This window comes from Kitasatospora sp. Xyl93, from assembly GCF_055383135.1.
This window is the reverse complement of the sequence record NZ_AP029185.1, coordinates 5396799-5417798: the sequence shown is the minus strand read 5'-3', so window position 1 is coordinate 5417798 and position 21000 is coordinate 5396799. Positions and strand designations below refer to the sequence as shown.

Genomic DNA, 21000 nt, shown 5'->3' with positions numbered 1-21000 from the left:
GGTCAGGCGCCGATGAGCTTGGAGAACTTCTGCTCGAAGTCGCTCTCCTCGCTCTCGGAGAGCGTGCGGAACACGTGCGCCCTGACCGCCATCTCGGGGGTGGGCACGACCAGCGGGTTGGCCGCGGTGTCCGGGGCGATGCCGGCGAGCTCGTCCTTCATCCCGGTGACGGCGGAGACGAAGCCGATGCCCGCGACCAGCTGCGCCGCGATCTTCGGCTGATAGTAGAAGTCGATCAGCTTCTCCGCGTTCGCCTTGTGCTGCGCCTTGGCCGGGACCAGCATGTTGTCGGTCGAGGCGATGTAGCCCTTCTCCGGGATGACGAACTCGATGTCCGGGTTGTCGGCCCGCAGTTGGATCAGGTCGCCGCCCCAGGCGATGCAGGCCGCGATGTCCCCGGCGGAGAGCTCCTGGCCGTAGTCGTTGCCGGTGAAGCGGCGGATCTGCTTGTTGTCGACGGCCTTCTGCAGCCGGGCGACCGCGCCGTCGTAGTCGTCAGCGGTGAACCTCACGGTGTCCTTGCCCTGGTCCAGCAGGACCATCCCGATGCTGTCGCGCATCTCGGAGAGGAAGGTGACCCGGCCCTTGAGGTCGGGGTCGTCCAGCAGCTGGGAGACGCTGGTGACCTCCTTCCCCCTGGTCGCCTTCCGGTTGTACGCGACGACGGTCTGGATGCCGGCCCACGGGTAGGAGTACAGCCGCCCCGGGTCCCAGTCGGGGGCGCGGAAGCGCGCCTCGATGTTGGTGATCGCGGTGGTGACGTTCGCCGGGTTGAGCTTCTGCGCCCAGCCGAGCCGGATCAGCCGGGCGGCCATCCAGTCGGTGAGCACCATCAGGTCGCGGCCGGTGTCCTGGCCGGCGGCGAGCTGCGGCTTGACCTTGCCGAAGAACTCGACGTTGTCGTTGACGTCCTCGGTGTACCTGACCTTGATACCGGTGGCCTCGGTGAAGGCGTCCAGCGTGCCGTGCCGCTCCTTGTCCTTCTCGTCCGTGTCCACGTACAGCGGCCAGTTGGAGAAGTCGACCTCCTTCTGCGTCTCCGAGAGGTCCTTGGCGGCGTTCGCGGTCGAGTCCCCGGTCGCCCGGGGGGCCGCCGGGATGCCGCAGGCGGCCAGGGTGCCCGCTCCGGCGGTCAGCGCGGCGGCGCGCAGCAGGGTGCGGCGGCCGAGCGCGGCCCGGCCGCTGGTCAGGCTGCGTTCCCAGGCCCTTCGGACCGGTTCGGGCAGACCGTCGGTGAGCTCGTTGAACGCCATGGAACGGGCCTCCTGGGGGGAGATGGGGTGTGGGGGCACCCGCTGGGGCCTGGGGGTTATCTGTCTCCGAAGACGGTGCGGTGCCAGTCCTTGCGGGCCACCGCGGTGGTGTCGAACATGACGTGCTTCACCTGGGTGTACTCGTCCAGCGAGTACTGGGACATGTCCTTGCCGTAGCCGGACGCCTTGTAGCCGCCGTGCGGCATCTCGCTGATGATCGGGATGTGGTCGTTGACCCAGACGCAGCCGGCCGCGATCTCCCGGGTGGCGCGCAGCGAGCGGTGCACGTTGGCGGTCCAGGCGGAGGCGGCCAGGCCGTACGGGGTGTCGTTGGCCAGCCGAAGGCCCTCGTCGTCGCCGTCGAACGGCAGCACGACCAGCACCGGGCCGAAGATCTCGCCCTGCACGACCTCGCTGTCCTGGGCCGCGCCGGTGATCAGGGTGGGCCGGTAGTACGCGCCGCGGGTGAGGTCGGTGCCGTCGTGGCCCTTCTCCGGGGCCCGGCCGCCGGTGACCACGGTGGCGTACGAGCGGGCGCGCTCCACGAAGCCGGCCACCCGGTCGCGGTGGGCGTGGGAGACCAGCGGTCCGAGGTCGGTGCGCGGGTTCAGCGGGTCGCCGATCCGGATCGCCGCGTACAGCTCGGCCACTGCGGCCACGAAGGCGTCGTACAGCGGGCGCTGGACGTAGGCGCGGGTGGCGGCGGTGCAGTCCTGGCCGCCGTTGATCAGCGAGGCCGCGACCGCGCCGTGCACGGCGGCGTCCAGGTCGGCGTCGTCGAAGACCACGAACGGGGCCTTGCCGCCGAGCTCCAGGTGGGTGCGCTTGACGCCCGCGGTGGCGATCTCGGCGACCCTCCTGCCGACGCCGGTGGAGCCGGTGAAGGAGACCATCGCGACGTCCGGGTGCCCGACCAGGTGCTCGCCGGCGGTGCGTCCGGCGCCGGTGACCACGTTGACCACGCCGTCCGGGATGCCCGCGGCGGTGCAGGCGCGGGCGAACATCAGCGAGGTCAGCGGGGTCAGCTCGGCCGGCTTGAGCACGATGGTGTTGCCCGCGGCGATCGCCGGGAGGATCTTCCAGGCGGCCATCTGCAGCGGGTAGTTCCACGGCGAGATCGAGCCGACCACGCCGACCGCCTCGCGCCGCACGTACGAGGTGTGGTCGCCGGAGTACTCGCCGGCCGCCTTGCCCTCCAGGTTGCGGGCGGCGCCGGCGAAGAACGCGGCGTTGTCGACGGTGCCGGGCACGTCGAACTCGGTGGCGAGCTTGACCGGCTTGCCGGTCTGCGCCGTCTCCACCCGGGCCAGGTCCCCGGCCGCGCCGGCCAGGACGGCGGCCAGCCGGGTGAGCGCCTCGGAGCGCGCGCCGGGGGTGGCCGAGGACCAGCCGGGCAGGGCGGCCCTGGCGGCGGCGACGGCGGTGTCCACGTCCCCGGTGGTGGCCAGCGCGACCTGCTCGACCACGCTGCCGTCGGCGGGGTTGACGACCTGGAAGGGTTCACCGCTCCCCCTGGTCTGCCGGCCCGCGATGTACTGCGCGCCCGGGCCGAAGTCGGTCAGGTCCATCTGGTTCCTCCAAGTGCCGTGGTTCGACCGCTGCGGGGTCACGCGTCCGCGGTTGGGGGTCTGCGGTCCCGCTGACCTTGCCCGCTGCGGGGCGGGGGTGACAAGGGTCACTTCGGCAGTCTCGGCACGAAGGGCCTTACAGGGTGCAAGGGTGCGGGCAGGGCGACAGGTCGTTCGGCCGATGGATGATTTACCTGACACTCTGACCACCCCGGAGCCCCCGCTCCGGTCCCCACGGCTCCGGAGGCCCGCGATGCTCCCCACCGTCGCCCGAGTCCTCGACCTGGACGTGATGCGCCGCGGCCTGCCCCAGGTGGTGGCCGGCGCCGACCACCTGGAGCGGCCGGTCCGCTGGGTCCACGTCAGCGAGCTGCCCGACGTCGCCGGGATGCTCCGCGGCGGCGAGCTGGTGCTGACCACCGGGATCGCGCTGCCGGAGGACCGCGAGGCCCTGGCCCGCTACGTGCGGGAGCTGGACGAGGTCGGGGTGGCCGGCCTGGTCGTCGAGTTCGGGCGGCGCTACTTCGACTCGCTCCCCCGCGCCCTGGTCCACGCCGCCGAGCAGCGCGGGCTGCCCGTGATCACGCTCCGCCGCGAGCTGCGCTTCGTCGCCGTCACCGAGGCCGTGCACGCGCTCGTGGTCAACGCCCAGCTGGAGCAGCTGCGGGTCTCCGAGTCGGTCCACCAGGTCTTCAACGAGCTGGTGGTGGAGGGCGCGGAGCCGCCCGAGGTGATCCGCCAGGTGGCCCGGATGGCCGGCGCCCCGGTCGTCCTGGAGAACCTGGCCCACCAGGTGCTCGCCCACGACACCGCCGGACGCCCGGAGGCCGAGGTGCTGGAGGACTGGGAGCGCCGCTCGCGCGGGGTGCGCCCGGCCGGGCGCACCGGCCACGACCCGCGCAGCGGCTGGCTGGTCACCACCGTCGGCGCCCGCGGCCAGGACTGGGGCCGTCTGGTGCTGGTGCAGGAGCCCGGCCCGCTGCCCGAGGGCGAGGCGCACCCGCACGCCATGCTGCTGGAACGCGGCGCCTCCGCGCTGGCGCTCAACCGGCTGGTGGTGCGCGACCGGGAGAGCCTGGAGCGGCAGACCCACCGCACCCTGCTGTCCGGCATCCTCACCCACGCGCTGACCGTCTCCGAGGCCGCGCTGCGCGCCCAGGCCCTGGGCGTTCCGCTGGAGGGCCGCCGACTGGTCGGCGTGGTGCTGCGGCAGCGGCGCGGACCGATCCCGGCCGCGCTGGAGGCCCAAGCCCGGCTGCGCGACTTCACCGAGCTGGCCGCCGGAGCCGTCCGGGCCTGCCGGCTGTCCGCCCTGGTCGGGGCGCTGGACGACGAGGCCGTCGGCCTGCTGATCGCGCTCGGCACCCAGCAGGACGAGCACGCCGCGCTGGACGCCCTCTCGGCCGCGCTGCGCCGGATGTCGGCCGAGCCCGGGCGGGAGGGCGGCGACCCGGCGGGCCCGGTGGTCGCGGTCGGCTCCTCGGTCGGCTCGGTGCGCGACGCCCGGCGCACCCTGCTGGAGGCCACCCAGGTCGCCGACGCCGCCCTGCACGACGCGCCCGGCGGCCGCAGCTCCTCCTACTACCGCCTGCCGGACGTCCGGCTGCGCGGCCTGCTCCACCTGCTGCGCGACGACGCCCGGCTGCAGACGTACGTGGAACGGGAGTTGGGCCCGCTGCTGGCCCACGACGCCGAGCACAACGGCCAGTTGGTGCGGATGCTGCGGATCTACCTGGAGCAGGGCCGGAACAAGTCGGCCGCGGCGGACGCCGCGCACCTGTCCCGGCCGTCCTTCTACGACCGGCTGCACAAGGTCGAACGGATCCTCGGCGTCGACCTCGACCAGGTGGAGTCCTGCCTCTCCCTGCACGTGGCGCTGCTCGCCCTGGACGCCGTCCGGCGCTGAGCGCCGTCCGTCCCGCCCCGGCGCTCCTCGACGCCCCCGTGCTCACACCCCGGTGATGCGGCCCCAGACCTTGTGCAGCTCGGGCCGCTCGGCCGAGGTGACGTCGCGCATGGTGTGCAGCCGGGCGCGCATCTCCTCGGTCGGGAAGACCAGCGGGTTCTCGGCGAGTTCGGCCTTCTCCTTGTCGCCGCTGGCCGCCAGCACCTCGCGGGCGGCCGGCACCGGGCAGATGTACTGGACGAACGCGGCGAGTTCGGCGGCCACCTCGGGCCGGTAGTAGTGGTCGACCAGCAGCTCGGCGTTGCGCTTGTGGGCGGCCCGGTTGGGGATCATCAGGCTCTCCGCCCACAGCTCGCCGCCCTCCTCCGGCACCACGAACTCGATGTCGGGGTTCTCGGCGGTGAGCTGGACGGCGTCGCCGGAGTAGGCCTGGCAGGCGAGCGCCGCCCCGGAGGCGAGGTCGCTGGTGTAGTCGTTGCCGGTGAAGCGCCGGACGTGGCCGCTGTCGACCCACTTCTGCACCAGGTCCATCGCCCGGTGCGCGTCGTCGTCGCCGAACTTCGCGATGTCCGCGCCCTGGGAGAGCATCAGCAGCCCGAGCGCCTCGTCCAGCCCGGCGAACAGGGTGACCCGGCCCTTGAGGTCGGGCGCCCACAGATCGGCGGTGGACCTGATCTCCCGGCCGAGCGCCTTGCGGTTGTAGGCGATGCCGGTGATCCCGGACTGCCACGGCACGCTGCGCCTGCGCCCGGGGTCGAAGGCCGGGTCGGCGAGCTGCGGGTCCAGGTTGGCCGTGACGTTGGGCAGGTTGTCCCGGTCCATGGCCTGCACCCAGCCCAGCGAGACGTACCGCCCGGCCATCCAGTCGCTGACCACCATCAGGTCCCGGCCGGGGGCGGCGCCCTGGGTGAGCACCGGGCTGATCTTGCCGAAGAACTCGTCGTTGTCGTTGATGTCCTCGGTGTAGGCGACCTCGATCCCGGTCCGCTCGCTGAAGGCGTCCAGGGTCGGGCGGCCGCCCTCGTCGTCGGTGTCGATGTACTGCGTCCAGTTGGAGAAGACGAGCCGCTTGTCGCTCTCCGAGCGGTCCGGTGCCGAGCGGCGGTCCTCGGCCACGTACGCGGACGGGATGCCGCAGCCGGTCAGCGTGCCGGCGCCGAGCAGCGCGGCCCCGCCGAGCAGGGAGCGTCGGCGCAGCGCGGGGGAGTCGGCGGGGCGGCGGGTCGGGGTGGTGCGGCTGGGCATGGCGGGCCTTCCGGAGCGTGGCACGGCCCCGGGCACACGCGGGTGTCCGGGGCCGTCCTGGTAGATACGTCAGACGGTGTGCGCGTCGGTGAGCGACAGGACCTCGTCCAGCACCGCGAGGCCGGTCTTGGCCTCCTCCTCGGTGACGGTGCACGGCGGGACGACGTGGAAGCGGTTCATGTTGACGAACGGCCAGAGGCCGCGCTGCTTGCAGGCGGCGGCCAGCTCGGCCATCGGTGCGTTGTCGGCGCCGGCCGCGTTGTACGGCACCAGCGGCTCGCGGGTCTCCCGGTCGCGCACCAGGTCGAGCGCCCAGAACACGCCGAGGCCGCGGACCTCGCCGATCGACGGGTGCCGCTCGGCCAGCTCCCGCAGGCCGGGGCCGAGCACGGTCTCGCCGATGTGCCGGGCGTTCTCGACGATGCCCTCCTCCGCCATGGTGTTGATGGTCGCCACCGCGGAGGCGCAGGCCAGCGGGTGGCCTGAGTAGGTGAGCCCGCCGGGGAAGGCGCGCTCGGCGAAGGTGGCCGCGATCTCGGCGCTGATCGCCACGCCGCCCAGCGGCACGTAGCCCGAGTTGACGCCCTTGGCGAAGGTGAGCAGGTCCGGGGTGACGCCCCAGTGGTCGGCGGCGAACCACTCGCCGGTGCGGCCGAAGCCGGCCATCACCTCGTCCAGGATGAACACGATCCCGTAGCGGTCGCAGATCTCCCGCACCCCGGCCAGGTAGCCGGCCGGCGGGACCAGGATGCCCGCGGTGCCGACCACCGTCTCCAGGATGACCGCCGCGACGGTGCCCGGCCCCTCGAACGCGATCACCTGCTCCAGGTGCTCCAGCGCGCGCTCGCACTCCTGCGCCTCGTTCTCGGCGTGGAAGTTGGAGCGGTACGGGTACGGGCCCCAGAAGTGCACCACGCCGGAGACGCCGCTCTCGTTGGGCCAGCGCCGCGGGTCGCCGGTGAGGGCGATCGCGTTGGCGGTGGCGCCGTGGTACGAGCGGTAGGTGGAGAGGACCTTCTGCCGGCCGGTGTGCAGCCGGGCCAGCCGGATGGCGTTCTCGTTGGCCTCGGCGCCGCCGTTGGTGAAGAAGATCTTGTCGAGGTCCCCGGGGGTGCGCTCGGCGATCAGCCGGGCGGCCTCGCTGCGCGACTCGACCGCGAAGCCGGGGGCGATGGTGCAGAGCTTCGCCGCCTGCTCCTGGATCGCGGCGACCACCTTCGGGTGCTGGTGGCCGATGTTGGTGTTGACCAGCTGCGAGGAGAAGTCGAGGTAGCGGTTGCCCTCGTAGTCCCAGAAGTAAGAGCCCTCGGCGCCGGCCACCGCGAGGGGGTCGATCAGCGCCTGGGCGGACCACGAGTGGAAGACGTGCGCGCGGTCGGCGGCCTTGACGGCCTGGCCGGCGGCTGAGTCAGCGGTGGGGATGCTCATGCCGGTAAGGCTAGGGCCGCCGGTCCCGGAAGGGCAGTTCCATCGTGTCAGCCGGTCGTGCCGACCGCCGACAGGGTGCAAAGACGCACGGGCCCGGGTCGAGAGGACCCGGGCCGTGGACACTTCAGCCGATGATCAGCGATCAGATCGCGGTCATACCGCGCCGATGGTCACGACCCGCTCAGATCGCGGTCATACGGCGCCGATGGCCACGACCCGCTCAGATCGCGGTCATGACGTGCTTCACGCGGGTGTAGTCCTCGAAGCCGTACGACGACAGGTCCTTGCCGTAGCCCGACTTCTTGAAGCCGCCGTGCGGCATCTCGGCGACCAGCGGGATGTGGGTGTTGATCCAGACGCAGCCGAAGTCCAGGCGGCGCGACATCCGCATGGCGCGGGCGTGGTCCTTGGTCCACACCGAGGAGGCCAGCGCGTACTCGACGCCGTTGGCGTACTCGACGGCCTGGTCCTCGTCGGTGAACTTCTGCACGGTGATGACCGGGCCGAAGACCTCGTTCTGGATGATCTCGTCGTCCTGGTTCAGGCCGGAGACGACGGTCGGGGCGTAGAAGTAGCCCTTGTCGCCGACCCGGTGGCCACCGGCCTCGACCTTGGCGTGGGCGGGCAGCCGCTCGATGAAGCCGGAGACCTGCTTCAGCTGGTTGGCGTTGTTCAGCGGGCCGTACAGCACGTCCTCGTCGTCCACGCCGCCGGTCTTGGTCTCGGCCGCGGCCTTGGCCAGCGCCTCGACGAAGGCGTCGTGGATCGACTCGTGCACCAGCACGCGGGTGGCGGCGGTGCAGTCCTGGCCGGCGTTGAAGTAGCCCGCCATCGAGATGCCCTCGACGGCCTCGGCGATGTCGGCGTCCTCGAAGACCACGACCGGGGCCTTGCCGCCCAGCTCCAGGTGGACACGCTTGACGTCCTTGGAGGCGGACTCGGCGACCGAGATGCCGGCGCGCACGGAACCGGTGATGGAGGCCATCGCCGGGGTCCGGTGCTCGACCATCAGCCTGCCGGTCTCGCGGTCGCCGCAGATGACGTTGAAGACGCCGGCCGGCAGGTCCAGCTCCTTGAGCACGCCGCCGATGATCTCGGCCAGCAGCACGGTGGAGGCCGGGGTGGTGTCGGACGGCTTCAGCACCACGGTGTTGCCCGCGGCGATGGCCGGGGCGAACTTCCACACCGCCATCATCATCGGGTAGTTCCACGGCGCGACCTGGGCACAGACGCCGACCGGCTCGCGGCGGATGATCGAGGTCATCCCGTCCATGTACTCACCGGCGGCCTTGCCCTCCAGCAGGCGGGCGGCACCGGCGAAGAACCGGATCTGGTCCACCATCGGACCGATCTCCTCGGAGAGGGTCAGCGCGCGGGGCTTGCCGGTGTTGCGGACCTCGGTGTCGACGATCTCGTCGGCCCGGGCCTCGACCGCGTCGGCGATCTTGAGCAGCAGCTTCTGCCGGGTGCTCGGGGTGGCGTCGCGCCAGATCGGGAACGCGGCCGCGGCGGAGGCCATGGCGGCGTCCACGTCCGCGGCACCGGACAGCGGCGACGTCGCGTACACCTCGCCGGTGGTCGGGTCCACGATGTCGAGCGTGCGGCCGTCGGCCGCGTCGACGAACTCACCGTTGACGTAGTTGCGCAGCGTGCGAAGGTCGCTCACGGATCTCTCCTCGGTCTGGGCCTGCGGCGTTGCAGATTCCGGCGCCATGGTACGTCGGCGGATCCGGCGTACGAAGGGTCCCGAGTGGCCACACCCGGAGGGGCGCGGTCCACTGGTGGCGGTACGTGCGCCGCCCCCGGGGGGACGCGCGCGCACGGTGCCAGGGTAGCCGCACGACTGCCGGTATCGACAGGCCGAGTGTCGTTGAGCAATGAAATCCGCATGCGTTTTCCAAGATCACGACGAAATCAGCAGTTTCCACGCTTGCGAACACGGGAACGATCAGGCACAGTGGCCGCGTGGCCAACCGCGACCGGAACGCCAGCGTTCCCCTCGACGCCGCCTCCAAGGCGATCATCGAGCAACTCCAGGAGGACGGGCGCCGCCCGTACGCCGCCATCGGCAAGGCCGTCGGCCTGTCCGAGGCGGCCGTCCGGCAGCGCGTCCAGAAGCTGCTCGACCAGGGCGTGATGCAGATCGTCGCCGTCACGGACCCGCTCACCGTCGGCTTCACCCGCCAGGCGATGGTCGGCATCCGGGTCGAGGGTGACATCGAGCCCGTCGCCGACGCGTTGGCCGCCCTCGACGAGGTCGACTACGTGGTCTGCACCGCAGGCTCGTTCGACCTCCTGGCCGAACTGGTCTGCGAGGACGACGAGCACCTGCTCGAACTGATCAACAAGCGCATCCGCGCCCTTCCCGGCGTGCGGAGCACCGAGAGCTTCGTTTACCTGAAGCTCCGGAAACAGACCTACACCTGGGGCACCCGATGACAGCCGACCCGGCGCAGAAGGACCTTTCCAAGACCGCCTACGACCACCTGTGGATGCACTTCACCCGCATGTCGTCGTACGAGAACTCCCCCGTGCCGACCATCGTCAGGGGCGAGGGCACCTACGTCTGGGACGACAAGGGCCGCAAGTACCTCGACGGCCTGGCCGGCCTGTTCGTCGTGCAGGCCGGTCACGGCCGCGAGGAGCTCGCCGAGGCCGCCGCCAAGCAGGCCAAGGAGCTCGCCTTCTTCCCGGTGTGGAGCTACGCCCACCCGAAGGCCGTCGAGCTGGCCGAGCGCCTGGCCCACTACGCCCCGGGCGACCTGAACAAGGTCTTCTTCTCCACCGGCGGCGGCGAGGCCGTCGAGACCGCCTGGAAGCTCGCCAAGCAGTACTTCAAGCTGACCGGCAAGCCGACCAAGTACAAGGTCATCTCGCGCGCCGTCGCCTACCACGGCACCCCGCAGGGCGCGCTGTCCATCACCGGCCTGCCGGGCCTGAAGGCCCCGTTCGAGCCGCTGGTGCCGGGCACCCACAAGGCCCCGAACACCAACATCTACCGCGCCCCCGCCTTCCTGGAGGGCCCGGACGGCACGGTCGACCCCGAGGCCTACGGCCGCTGGTGCGCCGACGAGATCGAGGTGGCCATCCTCAACGAGGGCGCCGAGACCGTCGCCGCCGTCTTCGTCGAGCCGGTGCAGAACGCCGGCGGCTGCTTCCCGCCGCCGCCCGGGTACTTCCAGCGCCTGCGCGAGATCTGCGACCGCCACGACGTGCTGCTCGTCTCGGACGAGGTCATCTGCGCCTTCGGCCGCCTCGGCACCATGTTCGGCGCCGACAAGTTCGGCTACCAGCCCGACATGATCACCTGCGCCAAGGGCATGACCTCGGGCTACTCCCCGATCGGCGCCACGATCATCTCGGACCGCCTCGCCGAGCCGTTCTACAAGGGCGACAACACCTTCCTGCACGGCTACACCTTCGGCGGCCACCCGGTCTCCTCCGCGGTGGCGCTGGCCAACCTCGACATCTTCGAGCGCGAGGGCCTGAACCAGCACGTCCTCGACAACGAGGCCGCCTTCCTGGGCACCCTGAACAAGCTGCGCGACCTGCCGATCGTCGGCGACGTCCGCGGCAACGGGTACTTCTACGGCATCGAGCTCGTGAAGGACAAGGTCACCAAGGAGTCGTTCAACGACGACGAGGTGGAGCGCGTGCTCTACGGCTTCCTGTCGAAGGCGCTCTTCGACAACGGCCTGTACTGCCGCGCCGACGACCGTGGCGACCCGGTCGTCCAGCTGGCCCCGCCGCTGATCTCCGACCAGTCGACCTTCGACGAGATCGAGCAGATCCTGCGGACCAGCCTCACCGACGCGTGGGCGAAGATCTGATCCCCTGAGCCTTCTTCCCCACCCTCCGCCGAAGGGCGGCCCCGCTCCCCGCGGGGCCGCCCTTCGGCGTCCGCGGACCACCGCACCCCGCCCCGCAACATCACAGTCGTACGACCAAACATGCCTGAATGCGGGTGATATGCCCGTGATGGACCAGTGCGCCGCCACCGCGACCGGCCCCCGTCGTTCTAATCTGACGACTGTCATATCCCTGCGGCCACCCAGGATGGATCCTCATGTCAGCGGCACCGCCTGACAACGACGTGCTGTGGGCCCGAGGGATCGTCAAGTCCCACGACGGCACCCCCGCCCTGCGCGGCATCTCGATCGGCGTCCGCGAGGGCGAGGTGCTCGCCGTCACCGGCCCGCGCGGCTCCGGCAAGAGCACCCTGCTCGGCTGCCTCTCCGCGCAGCTCCCGGTCGACGAGGGCGAGGTCTGGTTCAACAGCGCCCCCGTGCACACCCTCTCCCGGGCCGGCCGCGAACGGCTGCGCCGCGACCGCTTCGGCTTCGTCGGCTCCGAGCCGCACCTGGTGCCCGAACTGACCGCCCGGGAGAACGTCGCCCTGCCGCTGCTGCTCGCCGGGGCCGGCCACAAGGCCGCCTACACCGCCGCCGACGAGTGGCTGGAGCGCCTCGACGTCGGCGACTGCGCCCGCCTGCGCCCCGAGCGGCTGGTCCAGAGCCGCCGCCAGCGGGTCGCCGTCGCCCGCGCGCTGGCCCCGCTGCCTCCCGTCGTCTTCGCCGACGACCCCACCGCCCCGCTGCACCGCGAGGCCGCCGACCAGGTCATGCGGATACTGACCAGCGCGGCCCGGTCGCACCAGCTCACCCTCGTCCTGGCCACCCACGACCCCGAGCTCGTCCGGTTCGCGGACCGCACCGTCGCCCTCGTCGACGGACGGCTGACCGCCCCCGTCGCCCCCGTCCCCCGCGGCACCGCCGCCCCCGGGGCCGTCGCAGCGCCCGCCGTCACGGCCACCCGCCGCTGACGACGCCGGGCCCGCGACGACGCCGAGCCGCTGAAAGAGTCGACGTGTTCTATCTCCGTCTGGCCCGGGGCTACCGGGTGCCCGACCTCGGCCGCTGGCTGCTCACCGCGCTGGCCGCCACCGTGGTCGCCGCCTTCCTGCTGCGCTCCCTCGGCCGGGCGATGAGCGACCCGGCCGGCGGCGCCGACCCGCTGGTCCGGCTGCTCTGGTGCCTGCCCCCGCTCGCCGCCGTCGCCTGGTTCGCGGCCGTCGCCGCCCGCGCGGTGCCCGCCCGGTGGCCCGAGCGGATCGCCGGGCTCACCGCCGCCGGGGCCGGCTCCCGCCGGATCAGGACGCTGATCGCGGGCGAGGTCGCGCTCGCCTGCACCCTCGGCAGCGTGCTCGCCCTGCTGGCCTTCCTGGTCCTGCGCAACGACGTCGCCGGGCCCTCGCTCGCCCCCGACCTCGGCATGGGCGCGCCGCTGCCGGCCGCCGCCCCGGTCGCCCTGCTCGCCCTGGTGCCGCTCACCGCCGGCACCGCCGCCGCCTGCGCGGTGCCCGTCACCGACTCCCTGCCCGGCGGCCGCACCCAGGCCCCGACCGGCTTCGGGGTCTGGCGGATCGCCCTGGGGGTCGGGCTGGGCGTGATCGGCGCCGCGCTCGAACTCATCGCCCTGCGGCCCGGCGCCGCGGTCGACGGCCGCCCGATCCACCTGCCCGCCGGGCTCGGCTCCACCAGCACCGCCGCCCTCGGCGGCTGGGCCGCCAGCGCGCTCGGCCTCGCCCTGCTCACCGGGCCGCTGCTGGCCTGGGCCGGGCGGCTGCTCGCCCTCGGGCGGCCCACCCCGCTGCGGCTGCTGGCCGGGCGCGGGCTCACCGCCCAGGCCCGCCGGCTCGGCGCGCCGCTGGCCGTGCTCACCCTCGCCGTCGCGCTGGTGCTCACCACCATCCGCTACTGGATCGGCACGCCGGACAGCGCCGACGCGCTGCCCGCCGTCGAGGCCTGCCTGGTGCTCGGCTGCGCGGCCGCCGCGGTGGTCACCCGGCTCGCCGAGGTCCGCACCGACCGCCGGGAGGTCACCGACGCGCTGCTGCGCCTCGGCACCTCGCCCCGGCTGCTGTTCGGCGCGGTCGCGCTGCGCACCCTCGCGGTGGGCAGCACGCTGCTGCTGACCGGCGGGGCGACCGCCGCGCTGGCGGCCGCCGGACTCCGGTAGCGGATCTCCCCGGTGGGGCTCAGCCCGCCGCGGCGAGCTGGCCGCAGGCGCCGTCGATCTCCTGGCCGCGGGTGTCGCGGACGGTCGTCGGCACGCCGTGCGACTGGAGGCGGCGGACGAACTCGCGCTCGTCCTCGGGCCGGGAGGCCGTCCACTTGGAACCGGGCGTCGGGTTCAACGGGATCAGGTTGACGTGCACCCGGTGGTTCTTGATCAGTCGGCCGAGCAGGTCGGCCCGCCAGGCCTGGTCGTTGATGTCCTTGATCAGCGCGTACTCGATGGAGACCCGGCGGCCGGACTTCTCGGCGTAGTTCCAGGCGGCGTCCAGCACCTCGGCGACCTTCCACCGGGTGTTCACCGGCACCAGCTCGTCGCGCAGCTCGTCGTCCGGGGCGTGCAGCGACAGCGCCAGACGGCAGCTGAGGCCCTCGTCCGCGAACCGGTTCATCGCCGGGACGAGGCCGACGGTGGAGACCGTGATGCCGCGCTGGGACAGGCCGAAGCCGTCGGGCGCCGGGTCGGTCAGCCGGCGGATCGCGGCCAGCACCCGGTTGTAGTTGGCCAGCGGCTCGCCCATGCCCATGAAGACCACGTTGGACAGCCGCGCCTCGCCGCCCGGGCCGCTCCCGTCCTGGGGGGCCCGCGCGCCGAACTCCCCCGCCTTGAGCGAGCGCATCCCGGCGGCGATCTGCTCGACGATCTCGGCGGTGGACAGGTTGCGGGTCAGTCCGGCCTGGCCGGTGGCGCAGAACGGGCAGTTCATGCCGCAGCCGGCCTGCGAGCTGATGCACATGGTGACCCGGTCCGGGTAGCGCATCAGCACGGACTCCACGAGCGTGCCGTCGAAGAGCTTCCAGAGCGTCTTGCGGGTGGCGTCGTCGTCGCAGGAGACGTGCCGGACCACCGACATCAGCTCGGGCAGCAGGCTCTCGGTGAGCTTCTCCCGGCTGGCGGCGGGGATGTCCGTCCAGCTCGCCGGGTCGTTCGACATCCGGCCGAAGTAGTGGTTGGAGAGCTGCTTGGCGCGGAACGGCTGCTCGCCCAGCTCGGCGACGGCCTCCTTGCGCTCGGCGGGGCTGAGGTCGGCGAGGTGTCGCGGGGGCTTGGCGCCGCGCGGCGCGACAAACGTGAGTTCTCCGGGCTTAGGCATGGTTCCTCAAGTGTCGCAGACGCGCGAGGGCCCCGGACGCCAGGCGTCCGGGGCCCTCCCGGGTACGTACGTCTCCCGTCCGCGCGGGTCAGCTGCCCACGAAGGCGGCCAGCAGCAGCCAGACCACCGGGGCGGTCGGCAGCAGCGAGTCCAGCCGGTCCATGATGCCGCCGTGGCCGGGTAGCAGCGTGCCCATGTCCTTGATCCCGAGGTCGCGCTTGATCATCGACTCGCCCAGGTCGCCCAGGGTCGCGGTGACCGCCGCGCAGCCGCCCAGGATCAGGCCCTGCCACCAGCTGCCGTCGTCGATGATCAGCTGCATCAGCAGCGCGCCCGCGAGCATCGACAGGGCGATGCCGCCGGCCAGGCCCTCGCGGGTCTTGCCGGGGCTGATCGTCGGGGCCAGCTTGGTCTTCCCGAACTTGTAGCCCACCGCGTAGGCGCCGGTGTCGCTGCAGATCGTCACGATCAGGAAGAGCACGATCCGCTGGGGGCCGTCGTCGGCCGCCAGCATCATCGCCACGAAGGTCGCCAGGAACGGCACGTAGAACGCCGTGAAGACGCCCGCCGTTATGTCCCGCAGGTAGTCCTCCGGCGGCTCGGCCATCCGCCAGACCATCACCGCCAGCCCGGTCAGCGCGAGCGAGGCGGCGGCCCACTGGACGCCGGCCCAGTAGCCGGTGGCGACCATCGCGAGGCCGCCCACGACCAGCGGCACCAGCGGCGCCTTGATCTGCTTGCGCTCGGAGAGCCGACTGGTCAGCTCCCAGACGCCGACCGCGACCGCGGCCATCACGACGACCAGGAACAGCGCCTTCACCACGAACAGCGAGGCGACGATCACCGCGCCGAGACCGACGCCCACGCCTATGGCGGCCTGGAGGTTACGGCCACCGCGCTGCTTGCGCGGCTGCGGCTGCGGGGCGGGCTGGGCGGCCACGGGTGTCTCCTGCCCTGGATGGGACGACGGCGAGAACTGGGGCTGCCCGGCCGCCAGGTGGTTCGCCGGCGGCGCGGGACGCACCGGTGCCCCCGGGTGCGGCGGGGTGCCGTGACCGGGGGCAGGGGTGGCGTCGTCGGATATCGCGCGCAGCACGACCGTCTCCGTCACACCCGGCGGCGCCGGCTCGGGCCGCTCGTCCCGGAACAGCGGGCCGCTCAGCCGGCCGGACGCCCCGGCCTGCCCCTCGGCGGGCTCGGACGGTCCGCCGGTGGCGGGCCGGCCGTGGGCCGCGGGTCGGCCGTGGCCGACCGGGCGACCGGGGTCGGGCATGCCGGGCGGCGGGCCGGGCTCGGCCGGTACGGGAGGCATGACCTGAGTCTCCTCCGCGTCGCCGCCCCAGTACACCGGAGGCTGCTGCGACTGACCCGAACGGTGGCCCGGCACCCCCTGGGCGGCACCCGGCGTGCCCGGGGGCACGGCGTGGCCGCCCGGGTGGCCGGGGTGCCCCTGGGCCGGCGCCGCCTGCGGACCGTACCCCGGCGCCGGGTGGGCCCGGGCACGGGCGGCCTGCGGGTGCGGCGCCGGAGGGTGGGGCTGGAACTGCTGGTCGGACGGGCCCCAGTAGCCGGGGGCGTCAGGGGCGTCGTTCATCAGACCTCGAGCAGCTCGGCTTCCTTGTGCTTCAGCAGCTCGTCGATCTGGGCCACGTACTTGGCCGTGGTGTCGTCGAGCTCCTTCTCGGAACGGCGGCCGTCGTCCTCGCCGACCTCGCCGTCCTTCACCAGCTTGTCGATGGCGTCCTTGGCCTTGCGGCGCACCGAACGGATCGAGACCTTGGCGTCCTCGCCCTTGGTGCGGGCGACCTTGATGAACTCCCGGCGGCGCTCCTCGGTGAGCTCGGGCAGCACCACGCGGATGATCGAGCCGTCGTTGGACGGGTTGACGCCCAGGTCGGAGTCGCGGATCGCCTGCTCGATGGCCTTCAGCGCGGTCTTGTCGAACGGCGAGACGACCGCCATCCGCGGCTCCGGCACCGAGAACGAGGCCAGCTGGTTGATCGGGGTCTTGGCGCCGTAGTACTCGGCGACGATCTTGGCGAACATCGCCGGGTGCGCGCGGCCGGTGCGGATGGCCGCGAAGTCGTCCTTGGCGTGGAGGACGGCCTTCTCCATCTTCTCCTCGGCCTCGAGGAGGGTCTCTTCGATCACTGTGGTCTCCCTGTCCGGTTCATCTGCTGTCGTTCCGACCGGTGTCGGGCGGTCGCCGGTCGCGGCGCCCGCCCCGTTCCGTACGGCTGGTTACTGCTCAGGCCCGGACAGAATCCTGGCTGATGAGTGTGCCGATCTTCTCACTCTTCACCGCGCGCGCGATATTGCCCTCCGCCAGCAGTTCGAAGACCAGCATCGGAAGGTTGTTGTCCTTGCACAGCGTGATCGCGGTGAGGTCGGCCACCTTGAGGTCGCGCGCGATGACCTCGGAGTACTCCAGCGCGTCGAACTTGACCGCGTCCGGGTTGGTCCGCGGGTCGGAGTCGTAGACGCCGTCCACGCCGTTCTTGCCCATCAGCAGGACGTCCGCGTGGATCTCCAGGGCGCGCTGGACGGCCGTGGTGTCGGTGGAGAAGTACGGCATGCCCATACCGGCGCCGAAGATCACCACGCGGCCCTTCTCCAGGTGCCGGACGGCGCGCAGCGGCAGGTACGGCTCGGCGACCTGGCCCATGGTGATGGCGGTCTGGACCCGGGTCTCGATGCCCTCCTTGACCAGGAAGTCCTGGAGCGCCAGGCAGTTCATGACGGTGCCGAGCATGCCCATGTAGTCGGAACGGGCGCGGTCCATGCCGCGGACCTGGAGCTCGGCGCCCCGGAAGAAGTTGCCGCCGCCGATGACCACCGCGACCTCGGTACCGGCGCGGACGACCGTGGCGATCTCCCGGGCGATCGCGTGCACGACGTCCGGGTCGACGCCGAGCCCGCCGCCACCGGCGAAGGCTTCACCGGACAGCTTGAGCAGCACCCGGCGGCGCGAGCCGGCCCTGGGGTCCTGCGCGGTCTCCTGCGTCTCCTGCATGGACTTCTCCTTTTTGCACCTACTGGTCACAGGCGCGGGTGTGCGGATGCCCCGCCTGCGTGTACACGAGAGGAGGCCACTGCCGCGGGAACCGGTTCGGTGTCCTGCACGGCAATGGCCTCCTCGTCGTTCATGGTGCCGACGCGAGCCCGCCCGTTGACGGTGGGCGCGGGGTGAGCCCGTTCGGCGTTCCTCCCGCCCGGGTCAGCGGGCGGGGGCGGTTCCCAGCGTAGAGGGGCCGGGGACCAGGTGGAACGTGGCTCAGGCGCCGACGCGGAAGCGGGCGAAGCGCTTGAGGGCGACGCCGTTCTCCTCGAGGACCTTGGCGACGGTCTTCTTGTTGTCCTTCGCGAAGGCCTGCTCCAGGACGGAGTTCTCCTTCACGAAGCCGGTGACGCGACCCTCGACGATCTTCGGCAGGGCGGCCTCCGGCTTGCCCTCCTCGCGGGCGGTGGCCTCGGCGACGCGGCGCTCGTTCTCGAGCTCCTCGGCCGGGATCTCCTCGCGGGACAGGTACTTCGGCGCGAAGGCGGCGATGTGCTGCGCGACGTCCTTCGCGACCTCGGCGTTCTCCTTGTCCAGCTCGACCAGGACGCCGACGGCCGGCGGCAGGTCGGGGCTGGTCTTGTGCAGGTAGACCGCGACGAAGCCGTCACCGTCGAACTGGGCGAAGCGACGGAAGACGATCTTCTCGCCCAGGGTCGCGTTGGCCTCGTCCACGAACTGCTGGACGGTCTTGCCGGCCTCGATCTCGGAGGCCAGGGCGGCGTCCAGGTCGGCCGGGGCGGTCTTGGCGACGTGGGCGGCGATCGCGTCGGCGACCTTGACGAAGTTGTCACCCTTGGCGACGAAGTCGGTCTCGCAGTTCAGCTCGACCAGAACGCCGGACTTCTTGTCCTCGGCGATCAGCGAGGCGACGGCGCCGTTGGAGGCGTCACGGCCCTCGCGCTTGGCAACGCCCTTCTGGCCCTTGATGCGCAGGAGCTCGACGGCCTTCTCGACGTTGCCCTCGGCCTCGTCCAGGGCCTTCTTGCAGTCCATCATGCCGGCGCCGGTGAGCTCACGGAGCTTCTTGACGTCCGCGGCGGTGAAGTTCGCCATGGTGTGAATCTCTTCTCGCGTCTCGCGTGTCTGCGTGGAGTGGCGCCGGGACCGGTGGTTCGGTCCCGGCGCTGGAGAGAGGGGCACCTGCCGGTTTCGTACCGGCGGGTGCCCCTCACCCTGGGTACGTCAGGCCTGCTCGGCCGGCGCCTCGGCGGCGGGGGCCTCGGCGGCGGGAGCCTCAGCGGCGGCGGGGGCCTCGGCGGCGGCGGGGGCCTCCTCGGCCTTCTTCTCGCCCTCGATGAGGTCCTTCTCCCAGGCGGCCAGCGGCTGGTCGGCACCCGGCTCGGCCTTGGCGTCGCCCTTGGCGACACCGGCGCGGGACTTCAGGCCCTCGGCCACGGCGTCGGCGATCACGCGGGTCAGCAGGGTGACGGAGCGGATCGCGTCGTCGTTGCCCGGGATCTTGTAGTCGACCTCGTCCGGGTCACAGTTGGTGTCGAGGATGGCGACGACCGGGATGTTGAGCTTCCGGGCCTCGCCGACCGCGATGTGCTCCTTCTTGGTGTCCACGATCCAGACGGCGCTGGGAACGCGCTGCATGTCGCGGATACCGCCGAGGGTCTTCTCCAGCTTGTCGTGCTCGCGCTGGAGGACCAGGAGCTCCTTCTTGGTCAGGCCGGAACCGGCCACGTCCGAGAAGTCCAGCTCGCCGAGCTCCTTCAGGCGCTGGAGGCGCTTGTAGACGGTCGAGAAGTTGGTCAGCATGCCGCCGAGCCAGCGCTGGTTCACGTAGGGCATGCCCACGCGGGTGGCCTGCTCGGCGATGGCCTCCTGAGCCTGCTTCTTCGTGCCGACGAAGAGGACGCTGCCGCCGTGGGCAACGGTCTCCTTGATGAACTCGAAGGCGCGGTCGATGTAGTTCAGCGACTGCAGGAGGTCGATGATGTAGATGCCGTTGCGCTCGGTGATGATGAAGCGCTTCATCTTCGGGTTCCAGCGGCGGGTCTGGTGACCGAAGTGGACGCCGCTCTCCAGCAGCTCCCGCATCGTGACGACGGCCATTGCCGTGCTCCTTGGTGTTACGGCCCGGCAGCGGCACTGCGTCGCAGCGGTAGCCCACAGCCGGGTCAGGCTCGGTTTGTCCGTGGCGGCCAGGTGACAGCCACGCCTGACGCCCCGAACGTGCCGAGCCGCTTTCCCCTCACGGCCCGGGGGCCGGTCGGGCTCGGCGGACCGAGCGGCACTCGCACCTGGCGGGGCCGCGGACGAACCGCGTCCGACCGCCGGTGGCGGGGCGTGCGAAGTCGACCCGGCGGACCGGGTCGCGTGTGAAGTGTACGGGAAGCGCCGAGGGGCGAGCGACTCCACGCGTGGCCGGGGGCCCGCCGGGGACCTGGGCGGAGCCCGGGCAACGGCCGGGGCGGGCCGGTTCCGGCGGGCCGGCGGGAGTGGGGCCGGGGGTGGAGCCGGGAGTGGGCGTGGGGACGCGTGGGCGGACGCGGGAGGGTGGCGCGGGCTGGTCGGCCGCTTGCCCGGGGGCCCCGGAGGTATGCCGTTTGTACACCGGATGGCGGCGCCCGTACACCCGTCCGAGGGACGGCGCTCGGGAGTGGGGGTGGTTTGTCCACAGGAATCCGGATGTGGGTGGTGCGGGGGCGCCGGGGCGGCGAGCCTGCGGGCATGACTGGTCGCGGCGGGTTCGGCGGGGTGTCGGTGTCGGTGGTGGCCGTAGTGGTGGCGGTGGCGCTCGTGCTGTCGGGGGCCTTGGGCGCCCCGATGGCCTCGGGCGTCTCGGGGATCTCAGTGACTTCGGAGGCTTCGGGGGTCCCCGGGGTTTCCGGGGCCTCGGGCGGTAGCGGTGTGGACGGCGCCACCGGCACGGGTCGCGGGGCCGGGTGGGGTGGCGCGCGGGCCTGGCCGGTGGGCGGGCCCCGCGGGCTGCTGGGCCGGTTCGAGCCACCGGCGAAGGTCTGGGCCGCCGGGCACCGGGGCGTGGACCTCGCCGCCGTCCCCGGGGGCGAGGTCCGGGCGGCGGCTCCCGGAGTGGTCGCCTTCTCCGGGCTGGTCGCGGGACGGCCGGTGGTGACCGTCTCCCACCCCGGCTCGGGCTCTCCCCCGCTGCGGACCACCTATCTGCCCGTCACCGGCACCGTCCCGGTCGGCACTCCGGTGAGCGCCGGGCAGCCGGTCGGTCTGCTCGCCGCGGACGGGCGGCACTGCGCGGGGCGCGACTGCCTGCACTGGGGGCTGCTGCGCGGAAGCCGCTACCTGGACCCGCTGGCCCTCTTCGGCGCGGGCACGGCGCGACTGCTGCCGCTGGCGGGCGGGGACGGGTAGGGCGCCCCGCCGTACGCCCGCGAATGGCGATCCGGGCC

The 21000-nt window shown here is 72.4% G+C and carries 17 protein-coding genes; 6 read left to right on the top strand and 11 right to left on the bottom strand.

The genetic code is table 11. The features are described from left to right. Nucleotides 1–2 precede the first annotated feature (2 nt). Together ACZ5GH_RS24115 and ACZ5GH_RS24110 are read right to left on the bottom strand one after the other, a co-directional pair. Nucleotides 3–1253 carry a polyamine ABC transporter substrate-binding protein gene (locus ACZ5GH_RS24115; RefSeq protein ID WP_387759415.1) on the bottom strand — a complete coding sequence of 417 codons (1251 nt, stop codon included), beginning with the start codon at nucleotides 1251–1253 and terminating at the stop codon, nucleotides 3–5. 56 nt (nucleotides 1254–1309) lie between these two features. Further along, nucleotides 1310–2821 (bottom strand): gamma-aminobutyraldehyde dehydrogenase, encoded by a 1512-nt coding sequence (locus ACZ5GH_RS24110; protein ID WP_464335209.1) that lies wholly within the window; start codon nucleotides 2819–2821, stop codon nucleotides 1310–1312. 253 nt (nucleotides 2822–3074) lie between these two features. Here ACZ5GH_RS24110 and ACZ5GH_RS24105 point away from each other — a divergent pair, with 253 nt between their 5' ends. Then, nucleotides 3075–4727 carry a PucR family transcriptional regulator gene (locus ACZ5GH_RS24105; protein WP_464335208.1) on the top strand — a complete coding sequence of 551 codons (1653 nt, stop codon included), beginning with the start codon at nucleotides 3075–3077 and terminating at the stop codon, nucleotides 4725–4727. A gap of 42 nt (nucleotides 4728–4769) precedes the next feature. On the opposite strand, the gene ACZ5GH_RS24100 is transcribed toward ACZ5GH_RS24105, so the two are convergent. The 3 genes from ACZ5GH_RS24100 to ACZ5GH_RS24090 all read right to left on the bottom strand — a co-directional run bounded on the left by ACZ5GH_RS24100 (nucleotide 4770) and on the right by ACZ5GH_RS24090 (nucleotide 9114). Beyond that, entirely contained in the window at nucleotides 4770–5972 is a 1203-nt protein-coding gene (locus ACZ5GH_RS24100) for a polyamine ABC transporter substrate-binding protein (protein WP_464335207.1), read from the bottom strand. A gap of 69 nt (nucleotides 5973–6041) precedes the next feature. Beyond that, nucleotides 6042–7400: an aminotransferase class III-fold pyridoxal phosphate-dependent enzyme gene (locus ACZ5GH_RS24095; protein WP_464335206.1), complete on the bottom strand. Its 1359-nt coding sequence runs from the start codon at nucleotides 7398–7400 to the stop codon at nucleotides 6042–6044. 220 nt (nucleotides 7401–7620) lie between these two features. Next, nucleotides 7621–9114 (bottom strand): gamma-aminobutyraldehyde dehydrogenase, encoded by a 1494-nt coding sequence (locus ACZ5GH_RS24090; protein WP_387759409.1) that lies wholly within the window; start codon nucleotides 9112–9114, stop codon nucleotides 7621–7623. 251 nt (nucleotides 9115–9365) lie between these two features. Here ACZ5GH_RS24090 and ACZ5GH_RS24085 point away from each other — a divergent pair, with 251 nt between their 5' ends. From ACZ5GH_RS24085 to ACZ5GH_RS24070, 4 genes are all read left to right on the top strand, one after another. Further along, complete coding sequence (locus tag ACZ5GH_RS24085; protein WP_030243538.1) at nucleotides 9366–9839, top strand: Lrp/AsnC family transcriptional regulator; 474 nt, start codon at nucleotides 9366–9368, stop codon at nucleotides 9837–9839. After that, nucleotides 9836–11230: an aspartate aminotransferase family protein gene (locus ACZ5GH_RS24080; protein ID WP_387759407.1), complete on the top strand. Its 1395-nt coding sequence runs from the start codon at nucleotides 9836–9838 to the stop codon at nucleotides 11228–11230. The genes ACZ5GH_RS24085 and ACZ5GH_RS24080 overlap by 4 nt, the downstream gene beginning before the upstream one ends. A gap of 236 nt (nucleotides 11231–11466) precedes the next feature. After that, on the top strand, nucleotides 11467–12222 hold the full coding sequence (locus tag ACZ5GH_RS24075) for an ABC transporter ATP-binding protein (RefSeq protein ID WP_387759405.1): 756 nt from the start codon (nucleotides 11467–11469) through the stop codon (nucleotides 12220–12222). 44 nt (nucleotides 12223–12266) lie between these two features. Next, on the top strand, nucleotides 12267–13418 hold the full coding sequence (locus tag ACZ5GH_RS24070) for a hypothetical protein (protein ID WP_464335205.1): 1152 nt from the start codon (nucleotides 12267–12269) through the stop codon (nucleotides 13416–13418). Nucleotides 13419–13437: 19 nt separating this feature from the next. Here ACZ5GH_RS24070 and rlmN read toward each other — a convergent pair whose 3' ends face one another. The 6 genes from rlmN to rpsB all read right to left on the bottom strand — a co-directional run bounded on the left by rlmN (nucleotide 13438) and on the right by rpsB (nucleotide 19687). Continuing rightward, entirely contained in the window at nucleotides 13438–14568 is a 1131-nt protein-coding gene (rlmN, locus tag ACZ5GH_RS24065; protein WP_387759401.1) for a dual-specificity RNA methyltransferase RlmN, read from the bottom strand. An 88-nt stretch (nucleotides 14569–14656) separates the two neighbouring features. Continuing rightward, nucleotides 14657–15880 carry a phosphatidate cytidylyltransferase gene (locus ACZ5GH_RS24060; protein WP_464336857.1) on the bottom strand — a complete coding sequence of 408 codons (1224 nt, stop codon included), beginning with the start codon at nucleotides 15878–15880 and terminating at the stop codon, nucleotides 14657–14659. Nucleotides 15881–16161: 281 nt separating this feature from the next. Next, on the bottom strand, nucleotides 16162–16719 hold the full coding sequence (frr, locus tag ACZ5GH_RS24055) for a ribosome recycling factor (protein WP_387759399.1): 558 nt from the start codon (nucleotides 16717–16719) through the stop codon (nucleotides 16162–16164). Nucleotides 16720–16816: 97 nt separating this feature from the next. Beyond that, nucleotides 16817–17581, bottom strand: coding sequence for a UMP kinase (gene pyrH, locus ACZ5GH_RS24050; RefSeq protein ID WP_380654412.1), 765 nt, complete (start codon nucleotides 17579–17581; stop codon nucleotides 16817–16819). 261 nt (nucleotides 17582–17842) lie between these two features. Continuing rightward, the gene (gene tsf / locus ACZ5GH_RS24045; protein ID WP_387759396.1) at nucleotides 17843–18682 is read right to left on the bottom strand and encodes a translation elongation factor Ts; all 840 of its coding nucleotides are present in this window, start codon (nucleotides 18680–18682) and stop codon (nucleotides 17843–17845) included. 129 nt (nucleotides 18683–18811) lie between these two features. After that, nucleotides 18812–19687, bottom strand: a complete 876-nt coding sequence (gene rpsB, locus ACZ5GH_RS24040) for a 30S ribosomal protein S2 (RefSeq protein ID WP_387759394.1) — start codon at nucleotides 19685–19687, stop codon at nucleotides 18812–18814. Between the two features lie 858 nt (nucleotides 19688–20545). Between rpsB and ACZ5GH_RS24035 the strand changes: the two genes are divergently transcribed. Further along, nucleotides 20546–20962 (top strand): peptidoglycan DD-metalloendopeptidase family protein, encoded by a 417-nt coding sequence (locus ACZ5GH_RS24035; RefSeq protein WP_387759392.1) that lies wholly within the window; start codon nucleotides 20546–20548, stop codon nucleotides 20960–20962. Nucleotides 20963–21000 lie beyond the last annotated feature (38 nt).

What these genes read in the sequence shown, in the direction of transcription:
- ACZ5GH_RS24090 (WP_387759409.1), bottom strand. Translation starts at nt 9,114, where the DNA reads ATGGCGCCGGAATCTGCAACGCCGCAGGCCCAGACCGAGGAGAGATCC.
- ACZ5GH_RS24075 (WP_387759405.1), top strand. Translation starts at nt 11,467, where the DNA reads ATGTCAGCGGCACCGCCTGACAACGACGTGCTGTGGGCCCGAGGGATC.
- ACZ5GH_RS24080 (WP_387759407.1), top strand. Translation starts at nt 9,836, where the DNA reads ATGACAGCCGACCCGGCGCAGAAGGACCTTTCCAAGACCGCCTACGAC.
- ACZ5GH_RS24060 (WP_464336857.1), bottom strand. Translation starts at nt 15,880, where the DNA reads ATGCCTCCCGTACCGGCCGAGCCCGGCCCGCCGCCCGGCATGCCCGAC.
- pyrH (WP_380654412.1), bottom strand. Translation starts at nt 17,581, where the DNA reads ATGCAGGAGACGCAGGAGACCGCGCAGGACCCCAGGGCCGGCTCGCGC.
- tsf (WP_387759396.1), bottom strand. Translation starts at nt 18,682, where the DNA reads ATGGCGAACTTCACCGCCGCGGACGTCAAGAAGCTCCGTGAGCTCACC.
- rpsB (WP_387759394.1), bottom strand. Translation starts at nt 19,687, where the DNA reads ATGGCCGTCGTCACGATGCGGGAGCTGCTGGAGAGCGGCGTCCACTTC.
- ACZ5GH_RS24110 (WP_464335209.1), bottom strand. Translation starts at nt 2,821, where the DNA reads ATGGACCTGACCGACTTCGGCCCGGGCGCGCAGTACATCGCGGGCCGG.
- ACZ5GH_RS24100 (WP_464335207.1), bottom strand. Translation starts at nt 5,972, where the DNA reads ATGCCCAGCCGCACCACCCCGACCCGCCGCCCCGCCGACTCCCCCGCG.
- ACZ5GH_RS24115 (WP_387759415.1), bottom strand. Translation starts at nt 1,253, where the DNA reads ATGGCGTTCAACGAGCTCACCGACGGTCTGCCCGAACCGGTCCGAAGG.
- ACZ5GH_RS24095 (WP_464335206.1), bottom strand. Translation starts at nt 7,400, where the DNA reads ATGAGCATCCCCACCGCTGACTCAGCCGCCGGCCAGGCCGTCAAGGCC.
- ACZ5GH_RS24105 (WP_464335208.1), top strand. Translation starts at nt 3,075, where the DNA reads ATGCTCCCCACCGTCGCCCGAGTCCTCGACCTGGACGTGATGCGCCGC.
- rlmN (WP_387759401.1), bottom strand. Translation starts at nt 14,568, where the DNA reads ATGCCTAAGCCCGGAGAACTCACGTTTGTCGCGCCGCGCGGCGCCAAG.